At 70.5% G+C, this 14942-nt stretch carries 8 protein-coding genes and 1 pseudogene; 8 read left to right on the top strand and 1 reads right to left on the bottom strand.

The features are described 5' to 3' along the window. Positions 1–116: 116 nt before the first annotated feature. From rpoB to ASG94_RS22645, 5 genes and pseudogenes are all read left to right on the top strand, one after another. The gene (gene rpoB / locus ASG94_RS06695; protein WP_056925543.1) at positions 117–3635 is read left to right on the top strand and encodes a DNA-directed RNA polymerase subunit beta; all 3519 of its coding nucleotides are present in this window, start codon (positions 117–119) and stop codon (positions 3633–3635) included. Between the two features lie 91 nt (positions 3636–3726). After that, the gene (locus ASG94_RS06690) at positions 3727–7602 is read left to right on the top strand and encodes a DNA-directed RNA polymerase subunit beta' (RefSeq protein ID WP_056925542.1); all 3876 of its coding nucleotides are present in this window, start codon (positions 3727–3729) and stop codon (positions 7600–7602) included. Between the two features lie 271 nt (positions 7603–7873). After that, positions 7874–8293, top strand: coding sequence for a hypothetical protein (locus ASG94_RS06685; RefSeq protein WP_156411443.1), 420 nt, complete (start codon positions 7874–7876; stop codon positions 8291–8293). A 110-nt stretch (positions 8294–8403) separates the two neighbouring features. Continuing rightward, a complete protein-coding gene (locus tag ASG94_RS06680) occupies positions 8404–9648 on the top strand; it encodes a geranylgeranyl reductase family protein (protein ID WP_056925540.1) in 1245 nt (414 codons plus the stop codon). Positions 9649–9724: 76 nt separating this feature from the next. Beyond that, a pseudogene (locus ASG94_RS22645) lies at positions 9725–10162 on the top strand (lysophospholipid acyltransferase family protein); the annotation flags it as partial. A 142-nt stretch (positions 10163–10304) separates the two neighbouring features. Here the strand turns inward: ASG94_RS22645 and ASG94_RS06670 are convergent. Next, a complete protein-coding gene (locus ASG94_RS06670; RefSeq protein WP_156411442.1) occupies positions 10305–11594 on the bottom strand; it encodes an acyltransferase family protein in 1290 nt (429 codons plus the stop codon). A gap of 45 nt (positions 11595–11639) precedes the next feature. On the opposite strand from ASG94_RS06670, the gene ASG94_RS06665 reads away from it, so the two are divergent. The 3 genes from ASG94_RS06665 to ASG94_RS06655 all read left to right on the top strand — a co-directional run bounded on the left by ASG94_RS06665 (position 11640) and on the right by ASG94_RS06655 (position 14933). After that, on the top strand, positions 11640–12602 hold the full coding sequence (locus tag ASG94_RS06665; protein WP_056925537.1) for an NUDIX domain-containing protein: 963 nt from the start codon (positions 11640–11642) through the stop codon (positions 12600–12602). Positions 12603–12697: 95 nt separating this feature from the next. Beyond that, entirely contained in the window at positions 12698–13945 is a 1248-nt protein-coding gene (locus tag ASG94_RS06660) for a class I SAM-dependent methyltransferase (protein WP_056925536.1), read from the top strand. Then, positions 13938–14933 (top strand): hypothetical protein, encoded by a 996-nt coding sequence (locus tag ASG94_RS06655; protein ID WP_056925535.1) that lies wholly within the window; start codon positions 13938–13940, stop codon positions 14931–14933. The genes ASG94_RS06660 and ASG94_RS06655 overlap by 8 nt, the downstream gene beginning before the upstream one ends. Positions 14934–14942: the final 9 nt, after the last annotated feature.

Below are 14942 nucleotides of genomic sequence, written 5' to 3'. Positions count from 1 at the left end.
GTTGCGGTAGCCTGTGACTTTGCGCCTGCCCTCATATGCCCTTCACCCTGCCCGGACGGGTGTCGTGGTGGTCGGCCGGCGATCTCTTGGATCACGATCCTTCGAAGGACACCCTCTTGGCCGCGCGCAGCTCCGCTGGTAACTCCCTGCTCAAGTCCAACCGCACCTCTTTCGCGAAGATCGCCGAACCTCTCGAGGTTCCCGCTCTCCTCTCCCTCCAGACCGACAGCTTCGAGTGGCTCGTCGGCGGCGAGAAGTGGGAGGAGATGGTCGCGGCCCGTCGGGCCGCGGGCGAGGACGTGTCGGAGAAGTCTGGTCTGCAGGAGATCTTCGAGGAGATCTCCCCGATCGAGGACTTCTCCGAGACGATGATGCTCTCGTTCGACAACCCCGTGTTCGTCGACCCGAAGTACACCGAGGAGGAGTGCAAGGAGAAGGACTTCACCTACTCCCGCCCCCTCTACGTCTCGGCCGAGTTCATGAACCACGAGACCGGTGAGATCAAGGGCCAGACGGTCTTCATGGGCGACTTCCCCATGATGACCCGCAAGGGCACCTTCATCATCAACGGCACCGAGCGTGTCGTGGTCTCCCAGCTCGTGCGCTCGCCCGGCGTCTACTTCGAGCGCTCCGCGGACAAGACGTCCGACAAGGACATCTACACCGCCAAGCTCATCCCGAGCCGCGGCGCCTGGCTCGAGTTCGAGATCGACAAGCGCGACCTCGTCGGCGTCCGCCTCGACCGCAAGCGCAAGCAGAACGTCACCGTCCTGCTCAAGGCCCTCGGGTGGACCGCGGAGCAGATCCGCGAGGAGTTCGGCCAGTACGAGTCGATGATGCTCACGCTGGAGAAGGACACCCCGCAGACCCAGGACGAGGCGCTCCTCGACATCTACCGCAAGCTGCGCCCGGGCGAACCGCCCACGCGTGAGGCCGCGCAGACGCTGTTGAACAACTACTACTTCAACAACAAGCGCTACGACCTCGCCAAGGTCGGCCGGTACAAGATCAACAAGAAGCTCGGCCAGGCCGAGGCCTTCGACCAGCAGACGCTGACCGTCGACGACATCGTCGCGGCGATCCGCTACATCGTCGAGCTGCACGCGGCCGGCACGCCGGTCGAGGCGCCCGACTTCGTCGACGCGGCCGGCAACGTGGTCATGGGACCCGACGACAAGCCCGTCAAGGTCCAGGCCGACGACATCGACCACTTCGGCAACCGTCGCATGCGCACGGTCGGCGAGCTGATCCAGAACCAGCTCCGCACGGGCCTGGCCCGCATGGAGCGGGTGGTCCGTGAGCGGATGACGACCCAGGACGTCGAGGCCATCACGCCGCAGTCCCTGATCAACATCCGTCCCGTGGTCGCGGCGCTGAAGGAGTTCTTCGGCACCTCGCAGCTCTCGCAGTTCATGGACCAGACCAACCCGATCGCCGGCCTGACGCACAAGCGTCGCCTCTCCGCGCTCGGCCCCGGCGGTCTGTCCCGTGACCGCGCCGGCATGGAGGTCCGTGACGTCCACCCGTCGCACTACGGCCGCATGTGCCCGATCGAGACCCCGGAAGGCCCGAACATCGGCCTGATCGGCTCGCTCGCGTCGTACGGGCGGATCAACCCGTTCGGCTTCGTCGAGACGCCCTACCGGCGCGTCGAGAAGGGTGTCGTCACCGACAAGGTCGACTACCTGACCGCCGACGACGAGGACCGCTACGTCATCGCCCAGGCCAACGCCCCCCTCGACCCGAACAACAAGTTCGCCGAGGAGCGCGTGCTCGTGCGCCAGAAGCACGGTGAGGTCGACGCGATCCTGGCCGAGGAGGTCGACTACATGGACGTCTCGCCGCGCCAGATGGTGTCGGTCGCGACGGCCCTGATCCCCTTCCTCGAGCACGACGACGCCAACCGCGCCCTCATGGGTGCCAACATGCAGCGCCAGGCCGTGCCGCTCATCACGAGCGACTCGCCGCTGGTCGGCACCGGCATGGAGTACCGCGCCGCCGTCGACGCCGGTGACGTCGTGGTGGCCGAGAAGGCCGGCGTCGTCAAGGAGGTGTCCGCCGACTTCATCGAGACGATGAACGACGACGGCTCCTACCAGACCTACAAGCTGGCCAAGTTCCGTCGCTCCAACCAGGGCACCTGCATCAACCAGCGCCCGCTGGTGGTGGAGGGCGACCGCCTCGAGGTCGGCTCGCCGATCGCCGACGGTCCGTGCACCGACCAGGCGGAGATGGCGCTCGGCACCAACCTGCTCGTGGCGTTCATGCCGTGGCAGGGCCACAACTACGAGGACGCGATCATCCTCAGCCAGCGCCTGGTGCAGGAGGACGTCCTCACCTCGATCCACATCGAGGAGCACGAGGTCGACGCCCGCGACACCAAGCTCGGCCCCGAGGAGATCACCCGGGACATCCCGAACGTCTCCGAGGAGGGTCTGGCCGACCTCGACGACCGCGGCATCATCCGCATCGGCGCCGAGGTCACCACCGGTGACATCCTCGTCGGCAAGGTCACGCCCAAGGGCGAGACCGAGCTGACCCCCGAGGAGCGGCTGCTCCGCGCGATCTTCGGCGAGAAGGCGCGCGAGGTGCGCGACACCTCGATGAAGGTGCCGCACGGTGAGTCCGGCACGGTCATCGGCGTCCGCGTCTTCGACCGCGAGGACGGCGACGAGCTGCCCCCGGGCGTCAACCAGCTGGTCCGCGTCTACGTCGCCCAGAAGCGCAAGATCTCGGTGGGTGACAAGCTCGCCGGCCGTCACGGCAACAAGGGCGTCATCGCCAAGATCCTGCCGATCGAGGACATGCCGTTCATGGAGGACGGCACCCCGGTCGACGTCGTGCTCAACCCGCTGGGTGTGCCGCGTCGTATGAACATCGGCCAGATCCTCGAGCTCCACCTCGGCTGGCTGGCCAAGCAGGGCTGGGACCTCAACCTGCACGACGACCAGGGCTCCGCGGAGTGGAAGGACCGCCTCATGGCGATCCACGCCGAGAAGTCCGAGCCCGGCACCAAGGTCGCCACGCCCGTCTTCGACGGTGCGCGCGAGGACGAGATCACCGGCCTGCTGGGTGCGACGTACCCGACGCGTGACGGTGTCCGGATGATCGACGAGACCGGCAAGGCGTCGCTCTTCGACGGCCGCTCCGGCGAGCCGTTCCCCGAGCCCGTCTCGGTCGGCTACATGTACATCCTCAAGCTGCACCACCTCGTGGACGACAAGATCCACGCGCGCAGCACCGGCCCCTACTCGATGATCACCCAGCAGCCGCTCGGCGGTAAGGCCCAGTTCGGTGGCCAGCGCTTCGGTGAGATGGAGGTCTGGGCGATGGAGGCGTACGGCGCCGCCTACGCCCTGCAGGAGCTGCTGACGATCAAGTCCGACGACGTGCCCGGTCGCGTCAAGGTCTACGAGGCCATCGTCAAGGGCGAGAACATCCCCGACTCCGGCATCCCCGAGTCGTTCAAGGTGCTCGTCAAGGAGATGCAGTCGCTGTGCCTGAACGTCGAGGTGCTGTCGCACGACGGGTCGGCCATCGAGCTCAAGGACGCCGAGGAAGACGTCTTCCGGGCTGCCGAGGAGCTGGGCATCGACCTGTCGCGTCGCGAGCCGAGCTCGGTCGAAGAAGTCTGAGTGACGAGGCGGTGCGCCGATCCCCGGCGCACCGCCCCTCCTCGGTCCCTCACCCACTGAATTTCGTACCAACTGAAGGGTTGCAGCCATCGTGCTCGACGTGAACTTCTTCGACCAGCTTCAGATCGGCCTGGCCACCGCGGAGGACATCCGCGGGTGGAGCCACGGCGAGGTCAAGAAGCCGGAGACCATCAACTACCGCACGCTCAAGCCGGAGCGTGACGGCCTCTTCTGCGAGAAGATCTTCGGTCCCACCCGGGACTGGGAGTGCTACTGCGGCAAGTACAAGCGCGTGCGCTTCAAGGGCATCATCTGTGAGCGCTGCGGCGTCGAGGTCACCCGCTCCAAGGTCCGCCGCGAGCGGATGGGCCACATCGAGCTCGCCGCCCCGGTGACCCACATCTGGTACTTCAAGGGCGTCCCCTCGCGCCTGGGCTACCTGCTCGACCTCGCCCCGAAGGACCTCGAGAAGGTCATCTACTTCGCGGCGTACATGATCACCTCGGTCGACGAGGACGCGCGTCACCGCGACCTGTCCTCGCTCGAGGGCAAGGTCGGCCTGGAGCGCGAGCGCCTCGAGAAGCGTCGCGACACCTCCATCGACGACCGCACCAAGAAGCTGGAGGAGGACCTCGCGGCCCTCGAGGCCGAGGGTGCCAAGGCCGACCAGCGTCGCAAGGTCAAGGACGGCGCCGAGCGGGAGATGAAGCAGCTGCGCGACCGTGCACAGCGCGAGATCGACCGCCTCGACGAGGTCTGGAACACGTTCAAGTCCCTCAAGGTGCAGGACCTGCTCGGCGACGAGCTCCTCTACCGCGAGATGAAGACGTGGTTCGGCAAGTACTTCGAGGGCTTCATGGGCGCCACGGCGATCCAGAAGCGCCTCCAGGACTTCGACATCGAGGCCGAGGTGGAGTCGCTGCGCGACACCATCGCCAACGGCAAGGGCCAGCGCAAGGTCCGCGCCCTCAAGCGCCTCAAGGTCGTCGACGCCTTCCGCAAGACCGGCAACCAGCCCATCGGCATGGTGCTGGACGCCGTCCCGGTCATCCCGCCGGACCTGCGTCCGATGGTGCAGCTCGACGGTGGCCGCTTCGCGACCTCCGACCTCAACGACCTGTACCGCCGCGTCATCAACCGCAACAACCGCCTCAAGCGACTGCTCGACCTCGGTGCGCCCGAGATCATCGTCAACAACGAGAAGCGGATGCTGCAGGAGGCCGTGGACAGCCTCTTCGACAACGGTCGTCGTGGTCGTCCGGTCACGGGCCCGGGCAACCGGCCGCTCAAGTCGCTCTCCGACATGCTCAAGGGCAAGCAGGGGCGCTTCCGCCAGAACCTCCTCGGCAAGCGCGTCGACTACTCGGGCCGTTCGGTCATCGTGTCGGGCCCGCAGCTCAAGCTGCACCAGTGCGGTCTGCCCAAGCAGATGGCGCTCGAGCTGTTCAAGCCGTTCGTGATGAAGCGCCTCGTCGACCTGTCGCACGCGCAGAACATCAAGTCCGCCAAGCGGATGGTCGAGCGCGCCCGCCCGGTCGTGTGGGACGTCCTCGAAGAGGTCATCACCGAGCACCCCGTGCTGCTCAACCGTGCGCCCACGCTGCACCGCCTCGGCATCCAGGCCTTCGAGCCCCAGCTGATCGAGGGCAAGGCCATCCAGATCCACCCGCTCGTGTGCGGCGCGTTCAACGCCGACTTCGACGGTGACCAGATGGCGGTGCACCTGCCGTTGTCGGCCGAGGCCCAGGCCGAGGCCCGGATCCTGATGCTGTCGACCAACAACATCCTCAAGCCGTCCGACGGCCGTCCGGTGACCATGCCCTCGCAGGACATGATCATCGGCCTGTTCTGGCTGACGACCGACCGTGACGACCAGGTCGGCGACGGCCGGGTCTTCTCGACCCCGTCCGAGGCGATCATGGCCTACGACCGGGCCGAGATCACCCTGCAGAGCAAGGTGCGGATCCGTCTCGACGACATCGTGCCGCCGCTCGAGGACGAGGCCGGCGCGGACTGGGAGCAGGGCCGCTCGGTGCTGCTCGAGACCACGCTGGGCCGGGTGCTCTTCAACGACACCCTGCCGGCCGACTACCCGTTCGTGAACTACGAGGTGGGCAAGAAGGCCCTCGGCGCGATCGTCAACGACCTCGCCGAGCGCTACACCAAGGTCGAGGTCGCGGCCTCGCTCGACGCCCTCAAGGACGCCGGCTTCCACTGGGCCACCCGCTCCGGTGTGACCGTCTCGATCGACGACGTCACCACCCCGGGCAACAAGGCCGAGATCCTCGCCGACTACGAGGCGCAGGCGGAGAAGGTCCAGAAGCAGTTCGAGCGCGGTCTCGTGACCGACGACGAGCGTCGCCAGGAGCTCATCGAGATCTGGACCCAGGCGTCCAACGACGTCGCCAAGGCGATGGAGGCCAACTTCGACCGGACCAACCCGATCTACATGATGGTCGACTCGGGTGCCTCCGGAAACATGATGCAGATCCGTCAGGTGGCGGCCATGCGTGGTCTGGTGGCCAACCCGAAGGGCGACATCATCCCGCGGCCCATCAAGGCCAACTTCCGTGAGGGCCTCTCGGTCCTGGAGTACTTCATCTCCACCCACGGTGCCCGCAAGGGTCTGGCCGACACCGCGCTGCGTACCGCCGACTCGGGCTACCTGACCCGTCGTCTGGTGGACGTCTCGCAGGACGTCATCATCCGTGAGGACGACTGCGGCACCGAGCGCGGCCTGCCCAAGCGGATCGGTGAGCGGGGCGAGGACGGCCTCGTGCGCAAGCACGAGAACGCCGAGACCGCGGCGTACGCCCGCTCGTCGGCCGTCGAGATCACCCACCCGGACACGGGCGAGGTGCTCGCGGGCGCCGGTGACGACCTCGGCGACGTCAAGATCGGCGAGCTCATCGCGGCCGGCATCGAGGAGGTCAAGGTCCGCTCCGTGCTGACCTGTGACGCCCGGACCGGCACGTGCGCGAAGTGCTACGGCCGTTCGCTGGCGACCGGCAAGCTCGTCGACATCGGCGAGGCCGTCGGCATCATCGCGGCCCAGTCGATCGGTGAGCCCGGCACGCAGCTGACGATGCGTACCTTCCACACCGGTGGTGTGGCCTCGGCCGACGACATCACGCAGGGTCTGCCCCGCGTGGTCGAGCTCTTCGAGGCCCGCTCGCCCAAGGGTCGCTCGCCGATCGCCGAGGCGGCCGGTCGGGTCGAGATCGAGGAGACCGACAAGGCCCGCAAGGTCCTGGTCACCCCGGACGACGGCTCGGAGGTCCAGGAGTACCCGGTCAGCAAGCGCTCGCGCCTGCTGGTGGCCGACGGCGACCACATCGAGGTCGGCCAGAAGCTCACCGTCGGTACCGAGGACCCGCAGGACGTCCTGCGCATCCTGGGTGTCCGCAAGGCCCAGGAGCACCTGGTCGACGAGGTGCAGAACGTGTACCGCTCGCAGGGTGTGTCGATCCACGACAAGCACATCGAGATCATCGTGCGGCAGATGCTGCGCCGGATCACGGTCATCGAGTCGGGTGACACCAACCTGCTGCCGTCCGACCTGGTCGACCGCGTGCGCTTCGAGGAGGAGAACCGCCGCGCGGTCTCCGAGGGCACCAAGCCCGCCTCGGGTCGTCCGGTGCTCATGGGCATCACCAAGGCCTCGCTCGCGACCGAGTCGTGGCTCTCGGCGGCCTCCTTCCAGGAGACCACCCGGGTGCTCACCGACGCCGCGATCAACGGCCGCTCCGACAGCCTGCGTGGCCTGAAGGAGAACGTGATCATCGGCAAGCTGATCCCGGCCGGCACCGGCCTGGAGCGGTACCGGAACATCCGGGTCGAGCCGACCGAGGAGGCCCGCGCCGCGGCGTACTCCGTGACCGGCTACGACAGCTACGACTACGACTTCGGCAACGGCGGCCAGGCCGTCGCGCTGGACGACTTCGACTTTGGTTCGTACCAGAACTGAGCGAAGCTCAGGTCTGGTGTGACGAACCAGGTTGAGGAGCGTCGGCACGACCGGACGTAGTCCGGGCGCGTGACGCGCCTCGAGACCGAGTCAGTAGCACGACCGGGCCCCGGTCTCCCTCACGGGAGGCCGGGGCCCGGCGCATTTCCGCCGTGTCGTCGCAGGACTGTGCGGGGAGTGTGCGGGTGCTGGCGGAGGCGCCGGTGTCGCCGGGACGGTGGACTGGGCTGACGAGACCCGCACGGGGTCTCCCTACGGAGGGAACCACCACATGAGTGCCACCATGCGCCGCCTCGGCGTCGTCACCGCCGCCGCTGCCGCGGCGGTCGTCGTCACCGCCACCGGTGCCAGCGCGCACCACTGCTTCGTGCCGATGTACTCCCTGGGCGGGCCGTCGTCGGCCAACTGGTTCGTCATCTCGGCGGAGGACGGGGCGTTCCTCGTCGCCGGCTACGAGGCCGGGTGCGACGAGGCGGTCGACGCCGGTTACGACGCGGTCCGGGCCGCCGGACTCCCCGTCGGGATCAAGATCTTCGAGAAGATGACGATCGGTGACCCGAAGGGGACCGGGCGGATCCCCAACCCGAACGGCGCCGACGGCAGGGGCCTGGAGTACTTCGGCGCCGGGTCCACGCTGCCCGACGAGATGGTCGGGACCTGGATCGACGGGGCGTCGTCGTACACCTGCTGAGTGTCCCGGCACCCGGACCGGCCCGTGGCGCTCGGGCGCCCGCCGGGATCCGGGCCTGAGGACGAGCCCTCGTTTTCGCCCCGGTTGGGCCGGCGGGGGAGAATCGCGGCGTGACCACCCCCACTGCCACCGACGTCCTCGTCGTCGGCGCCGGACCCGCGGGTTCCGCGGCCGCCGCCTGGAGCGCCCGGGCCGGGCTCGACACGACGCTGGTGGACGCCCAGGTCTTCCCGCGCGACAAGACGTGCGGCGACGGGCTCACGCCGCGCGCCATCGGCGAGATGCAGCGGCTGGGCCTCGAGGACTGGCTGCGCGCCCACACCGTCAACCACGGGCTGCGGGCGCACGGCTTCGGCCAGACGCTCCTGCTGCCGTGGCCGTCGCTGCCCGGCAGCAGCCTGCCGTCCTGGGGCTCCGCGGTCGCCCGTACCGAGCTCGACGACCACCTGCGCACCGTCGCGATCAAGAGCGGGGCGCTGGCCCTCGACGGCGCCCGCGCGGTCGACGTACGCATGGAGGGGGCACGGGTCGCGGCCGTGGTGTTCCGCCGCGGCGAGGAGACCTTCGAGATCGCCTGCCGGCGCCTCGTCGTCGCCGACGGCGTGCGCTCCCCGCTCGGCAAGCTGCTCGGGCGCGAGTGGCACCGCGACACCGTCTACGGCGTCGCCGGGCGCGCGTACGTCGACTCCGAGATGTCCGACGACCCCTGGATCAGCTCGCACCTCGAGCTGCGCGGCGAGGACGGTGAGATCCTCAGCGGCTACGGCTGGATCTTCCCCCTCGGCACCGGCGAGGTGAACGTCGGCGTCGGCACGCTCGCCACGTCCAGGCGGCCGGCCAACATCGCCGTCAAGCCCCTCATGAACTACTACGCCGACCAGCGCCGCGAGGAGTTCAAGCTGTCCGGCGACCTGCGGGCGCCCACCTCGGCCCTGCTGCCCATGGGCGGCGCCGTGTCCCACGTCGCCGGCGACAACTGGGCGCTGGTCGGAGACGCGGCCGGCTGCGTCAACCCGCTCAACGGCGAGGGCATCGACTACGGCCTCGAGACCGGCCGGTTCGTGGCGGAGGCGATGGCCGCGGGCGAGCACCTCGGCACGGTGTGGCCCGCGATCCTCCGCGAGCACTACGGCGAGTCCTTCTCCATCGCCCGCCGGCTCGCCGGCGTGGCCACCCAGCCCAAGGTCGTCGCCGCGCTCGGCCCGGCGGGCATGCGCTCGGACTGGCTGATGACCCTCGCGCTGCGGTGGATGGGCAACCTGGTCGACGAGGCCGATCGCGACCGCGCCGCTCGGGTGTGGCGCTGGGCGGGTCGTCGTTCGATCGCGCGCGACGCGCGCCCGCCCTTCGCCTGAGCGCCGAGCCGGCGGACGGCGCGGGTACGCTGCCGGCCGAGCGATCCGAGACGGGGTCCGGGTCCGAAGAGGGTGCATGAGCGAGGCCGTCTACCGCACGACCAACGCGCTGGGCCGGGCCGCGCTGCGGCTGCTGGATGTCGACACCCGGTGGACCGGCGTGGAGCACCTGCCGACGAGCGGTCCCGTGCTGCTGGCGGCGACCCACGTCAGCTACCCCGACTTCCTCTTCCTCGAGCAGGCCGCGATCGCGCGGGAGCGCTACCTGCGCTTCCTGTGCCGCCACGACGTGTGGCACCTGCCGGGAGTGCGGGCCGCGATGGACCGGATGAAGCACGTGCCCGTCGACCGCGAGGCCCCCGCGGCGGCGTACCTGCGTGCCCGGCGGCTGCTGCGCGAGGGTGAGGCGGTCTGTGCCTTTCCCGAGGCGGGCGTGTCCCACTCCTTCACCGTGCGCTCGCTGATGCGCGGGGTCGCCGCGCTGTCGCGGGAGACCGGCGTGCCGGTGGTGCCCGTCGCGCTGTGGGGCAGCCAGCGGATCTGGAGCGTCGGGCGCCCCGACGAGCGGGGGCGCAAGCCGCGACCGGACCTCACGCGAGGGCGTCGGGTCGACGTCGTCCTGGGGGAGCCGGTCGCCGTGGCGCCCGGCGACGACCTCACCGCGTGGACGCAGGACCTCGGTCGTCGGTTGACGTCGCTTCTGGAGGGACTGCAGGGCCTGCCGCACCACCGACCGGCTGCCGGCGAGCCCGCCCCCTGGCACCCCGCACATCTCGGTGGGACAGCACCGACGCGGACGGAGGCGCGTGCGCTGGAATCGGTGCCTCGCTCGGCGGTGCCGCCGACGTGGGGGCCGGTGCCGGTGCCGGGGACGGGGCAGCGGACGGGGCAGCGGTCGGAGCAGCGGGCGACGGCTCCCGGGACTCGGCCGACGGAGCCGCAGCGCGCCGCGCGCGGCGGGACTCCCACCAGCCCAGCGGGTTGGTGAACGGCTCGAGCACCCGGCGTACGGGCGGGCAGGCCAGCAGCAGGGCGAGGGCCACGGCCCCGAGGGTGGTGAGCACGAACCCGGCGGTGGTGTGCTCCTCGGCCCAGGCCGGCCAGCCCAGCGCCTTGACCGTCTTGATCACGAAGCCGTGGAACAGGTAGACGACCATCGTCGCCCCACCCATCACCGTGAACCACCCGAGCGAGCGGCGGGGGACCAGGGCGAGCACCGAGAACGCGCCCACCAGGCCCAGCGCCATCACCGTGAGGCGGGTCTGGAACGCGATGACCGGGTCGATGCCGACGTCCTCGTAGCCGGCGTCGTACCAGAGGAAGGCGGTCTGCGCCCACGCGTCGGTGAAGAGGGCCGCGACGGCCATCCCGACCAGCGCGGGGACGGCCGCGATCCGGACCCACACGTCGTCGAGGTGCTTGAGGTGGCGCGGCTTGAGGTGCAGGCCCAGCACGAAGAACGGCAGCAGGCCCAGGAAGCGCGGCAGCATCAGCAGGTCGGTGTTCCAGAAGCCGCCCAGCACGCTGACCACCACCGACAGCGGCAGGAAGAGCCAGTGCAGCTTGAGGATCGGGGTGACGAGGCGCCACATCAGCAGCACGATGAGGTACCACATCGTCCAGTGCGGCTCCAGCCACAGCGTCCCGGGCTCGGTCTCGTCGACCACGGTGACGCGGTAGTAGTAGAGCGCCGGCTCGAAGAGTAGGTAGGGCACCAGCAACGTGTAGACGAGGTTCTTCAGCCGGCGGCGGTCCCACTCGAAGGACTTGGAGAGGTAGCCGCTGACGAACACGAACGCCGGGATGTGCCACAGGTAGAGGAAGTCGTAGGCCCAGTGGCTGCCCTGGGTCTTCTCGAGCAGGCCCCACGAGTGCCCGATCACCACGAAGACGACGAGCACCATCTTGGAGTTGTCGAGCCACGGATCTCGTTGCGTGGGGGGCACCTGCTGAGGCTACGTCAGTCACCCCGTCCATGGCAGGTTGGTGCCATGGCCTCTCTCCCCAGACGACAACGCGTGGCGGCGTACGCCGTCATCCTGCGGACCCCGGCCACCTGCTCGGACGAGTCCGGTGAGCACGGGGGAGCCGAGATCCTGCTGTGCCGCCTTGCCCCGCGCATCAGCCGCAGCGAGCTCTGGACGCTGCCCGGTGGCGGCCTCGACCACGGTGAGGACCCGCGCGACGCGCTGCTGCGGGAGATCGTCGAGGAGACCGGCCTCGAGGCGGTCGTCGGCGACGCGGCGCGCGTCTACAGCGCGCACCTGCCGCGGGCGTCGCGTGACGGGGTGCTGACCGACTTCCACGCCCTGCGCATCGTGTACGACGCGTGGGTGCGCGCCGACGCCCCGGCGCCGCGGGTCCTCGAGGTCGACGGGTCCACCGTCGAGGCGGCGTGGCACCCGGTGGCGAGGGTCGAGTCCGGCGAGGTGCCGGTGGTGGCGACGGTGACCGAGGCGCTGGCCGACCACCAGCCCGCGCGGCTGCAGCGGGTCGCGGCCTACGCGGTCATCCGGCGCGACGACCGGGTGCTGCTGACCCGCCTCTCCTCCCGGGCCGCCCACCCGGGGTCCTGGACGCTGCCGGGAGGGGGCATCGACCACGGGGAACGACCGGCGGCGGCTCTGGTCCGCGAGGTCGCCGAGGAGTGCGGGGTCGAGTGCGAGGTCGGGGAGCTGCTCGGGGTGCATGACACGCACTTCTCCGGCACCGCCCCCAGCGGACGGTGGGAGGACTACCACGGCGTGCACCTGGTCTTCGCGGCCCGCGTGGCCGAGGGTGCCGTGCCCCGGGTCGCCGAGGTCGGCGGCACCACCGACGACGTCGCGTGGGTCCGCGTGGCCGACGTCGAGGCGGGCGACGTACCGGTCCTCGACGTGGTGACGCACGCCCTGTCGCTGGGGCCCTCCAGGAGTGGGTCGGCGCTCGGGGGCGGCCCTACGATGGAGCCATGAACCCCCGCCAGCGTCGACTCGTCATCCCGGTCGCGCTGGGGGCGCTGCTCCTCGTCGTCCTCGTCGCGTCCTTCCTGTGAGCGAGGGCCCCTGACATGGCCACCGAGCCCCTCCTGCGAGCCCTCGCCCGGATGCGCGGGCACCTGCTCGACCCGGAGACGCTGGTGCGCGCCGTCGCCTCCGGGGCCCAGCGCGGCGCCCAGCGCGAGGGTCGGGTCCCCACGGTCGCCGGCCGACCGGTGCGGCGGGTGGAGCTGCGCTACGTCGACCTCAGGGCCGGGCGCCACCTGCAGGTGACGTCGTACGACGACACCCAGGCCCACACCACCAACGTGGCGGCCGGCGACGACGCCAAGGTCGCCGTCGACGACCTGCTCGACGAGCCCTTCGGGAGCTGGCACGTCGACACCACCACCCAGACGCACCAGGTGCGGGCCACCAAGAAGCTCGAGGCGACCACCCACACCCAGGACCGCGCCACCCCCGTCGAGGCCGAGCGCGGTCACGACAAGGCCAAGCAGCGCCTGCTCGCCGAGGACGACCCGGTGCTGCGGGCCCTCGGCATCTCCGACGCCCAGGGCCGGATCAAGCCGACCCGGCAGGCGAAGTACCGCCAGGTGGAGGAGTTCCTGCGGCTGCTCGACGCGGCGATCGGCGACGCGCTGGCCAAGGGGCAGCTGCGCACCCCCACGGAGGCCGACCCGCTGCGCGTCGTCGACCTCGGCTGCGGCAACGCCTACCTGACCTTCGCCGCCCACCGGTACCTCTCCGCGGTGCGCGGCCTGCCGGTCCGCGTCACCGGCGTCGACGTCAAGCAGCAGTCGGCCGACCACAACGCAGGCGTCGCCGCGTCGCTGGGGATCGAGGCGGACTTCGTCGTCGGCACCATCGGTGACGCCGAGCTGGCCCAGGCCCCCGACGTGGTGCTGGCCCTGCACGCCTGCGACACGGCCACCGACGACGCGCTGGCCCGGGCGATCGCGTGGGAGTCGGCGCTGGTCCTGGCCGCCCCGTGCTGCCACCACGACGTGGCCGCCCAGCTGCGCAAGGTGCCCACGCCCGCGCCGTACGCCATGCTCACCCGGCACGGCATCCTGCGCGAGCGCTTCGCCGACACCCTCACCGACGCCCTGCGCGCGGCCATCCTGCGCCTGCAGGGCTACCGCGTCGACGTCGTGGAGTTCGTGGAGAGCGAGCACACGCCGCGCAACACCCTGCTGCGCGCCACCCGCACCGGCACGCCCGTCACCGGCGGTCGGGTGCGCCAGGAGTACGACGACCTGGTGACCACGTGGGGGGTGCACCCCCACCTCGCCGGGCTGCTGGACGGCCCGCGTGGCTGATCGCCGGCGGCGCCTGCTGACCGTGCTCGCCGGCGCTGCGGTGCTGGCGCCCTTCGCCGTCGGATGGGCGATGGGGGCCGAGCCCGACGACGGCCGGGTGGTGTTCTCCTTCGCCGACCCCGAGATCGCCGAGTCGAGCGGGCTGGTCGCGGCGGGCGACCGGGTGTGGACGGTCAACGACTCCGGCGACATCGGGCGGGTCTTCAGCGTCGACGCCGCGACAGGCCGCACGGTCGGCACCACCTACTGGGCCGACGGGCCGCGCGACGTCGAGGCCCTGGCCCCCGCCGGCCCCGGCCGGGTCTGGGTGGGGGACATCGGGGACAACACCGGGTCCCGCGACTCGATCCAGGTGACCCGGGTGCCGGTGGGCGACGGCGACCGCACGGTCGACGAGGAGACGATCGACCTGGTCTACCCCGACGGCCCGCGCGACGCCGAGACGTTGATCGCCGACCCCACGACGGGACGTCTCCTCGTGGTGACCAAGGGCGTGTTCGCCGGCGAGGTCTACGCGGCCCCGCCGGAGATGGCCGACGACGCCCCCAACCAGCTCGGGCTGAAGGGCCAGGTCGTCGGGCTCGTCACCGACGGCGCGTTCTTCCCCGACGGCCGGCACGTCGTGCTGCGCACCTACTCGCGCGCCGTGGTCTACACCTTCCCCGAGCTGGAGACGGTCGGCACGTGGGACCTGCCCGCGCAGCAGCAGGGCGAGGGCCTGGCGGTCACCCCCGACGGCCGGGTGCTCCTCAGCAGCGAGGGCGTGGGCGCGCAGGTCCTGTCCGTGCGGGTGCCGGCCCGGATCGAGCGGGCCATGGCGGAGCCGGTGCCCACGACCGCCGCGCCGACCTCGTCGCCCGACGGGGGCACGACCGTGCAGGACGTCGGCGACGCCCCGCCCGACCGCTACGCCTGGCCGTGGCTCGCGTGGGGCGTGGTCGGCGTGATCGCCCTAGGGGTGCTGTGGCGCAGCCTGAGGCCCCACTAGCCTCACCGT

Origin of the sequence: Nocardioides sp. Soil805, from assembly GCF_001429625.1 — a bacterium.
Taxonomy (GTDB): domain Bacteria; phylum Actinomycetota; class Actinomycetes; order Propionibacteriales; family Nocardioidaceae; genus Nocardioides.
This window is presented reverse-complemented; position numbering and strand designations above follow the sequence as displayed.

Coding starts and splice junctions, on each gene's coding strand:
- ASG94_RS06685 (WP_156411443.1), top strand. CDS start 7,874: ATGAGTGCCACCATGCGCCGCCTCGGCGTCGTCACCGCCGCCGCTGCC.
- ASG94_RS06665 (WP_056925537.1), top strand. CDS start 11,640: ATGGCCTCTCTCCCCAGACGACAACGCGTGGCGGCGTACGCCGTCATC.
- ASG94_RS06660 (WP_056925536.1), top strand. CDS start 12,698: ATGGCCACCGAGCCCCTCCTGCGAGCCCTCGCCCGGATGCGCGGGCAC.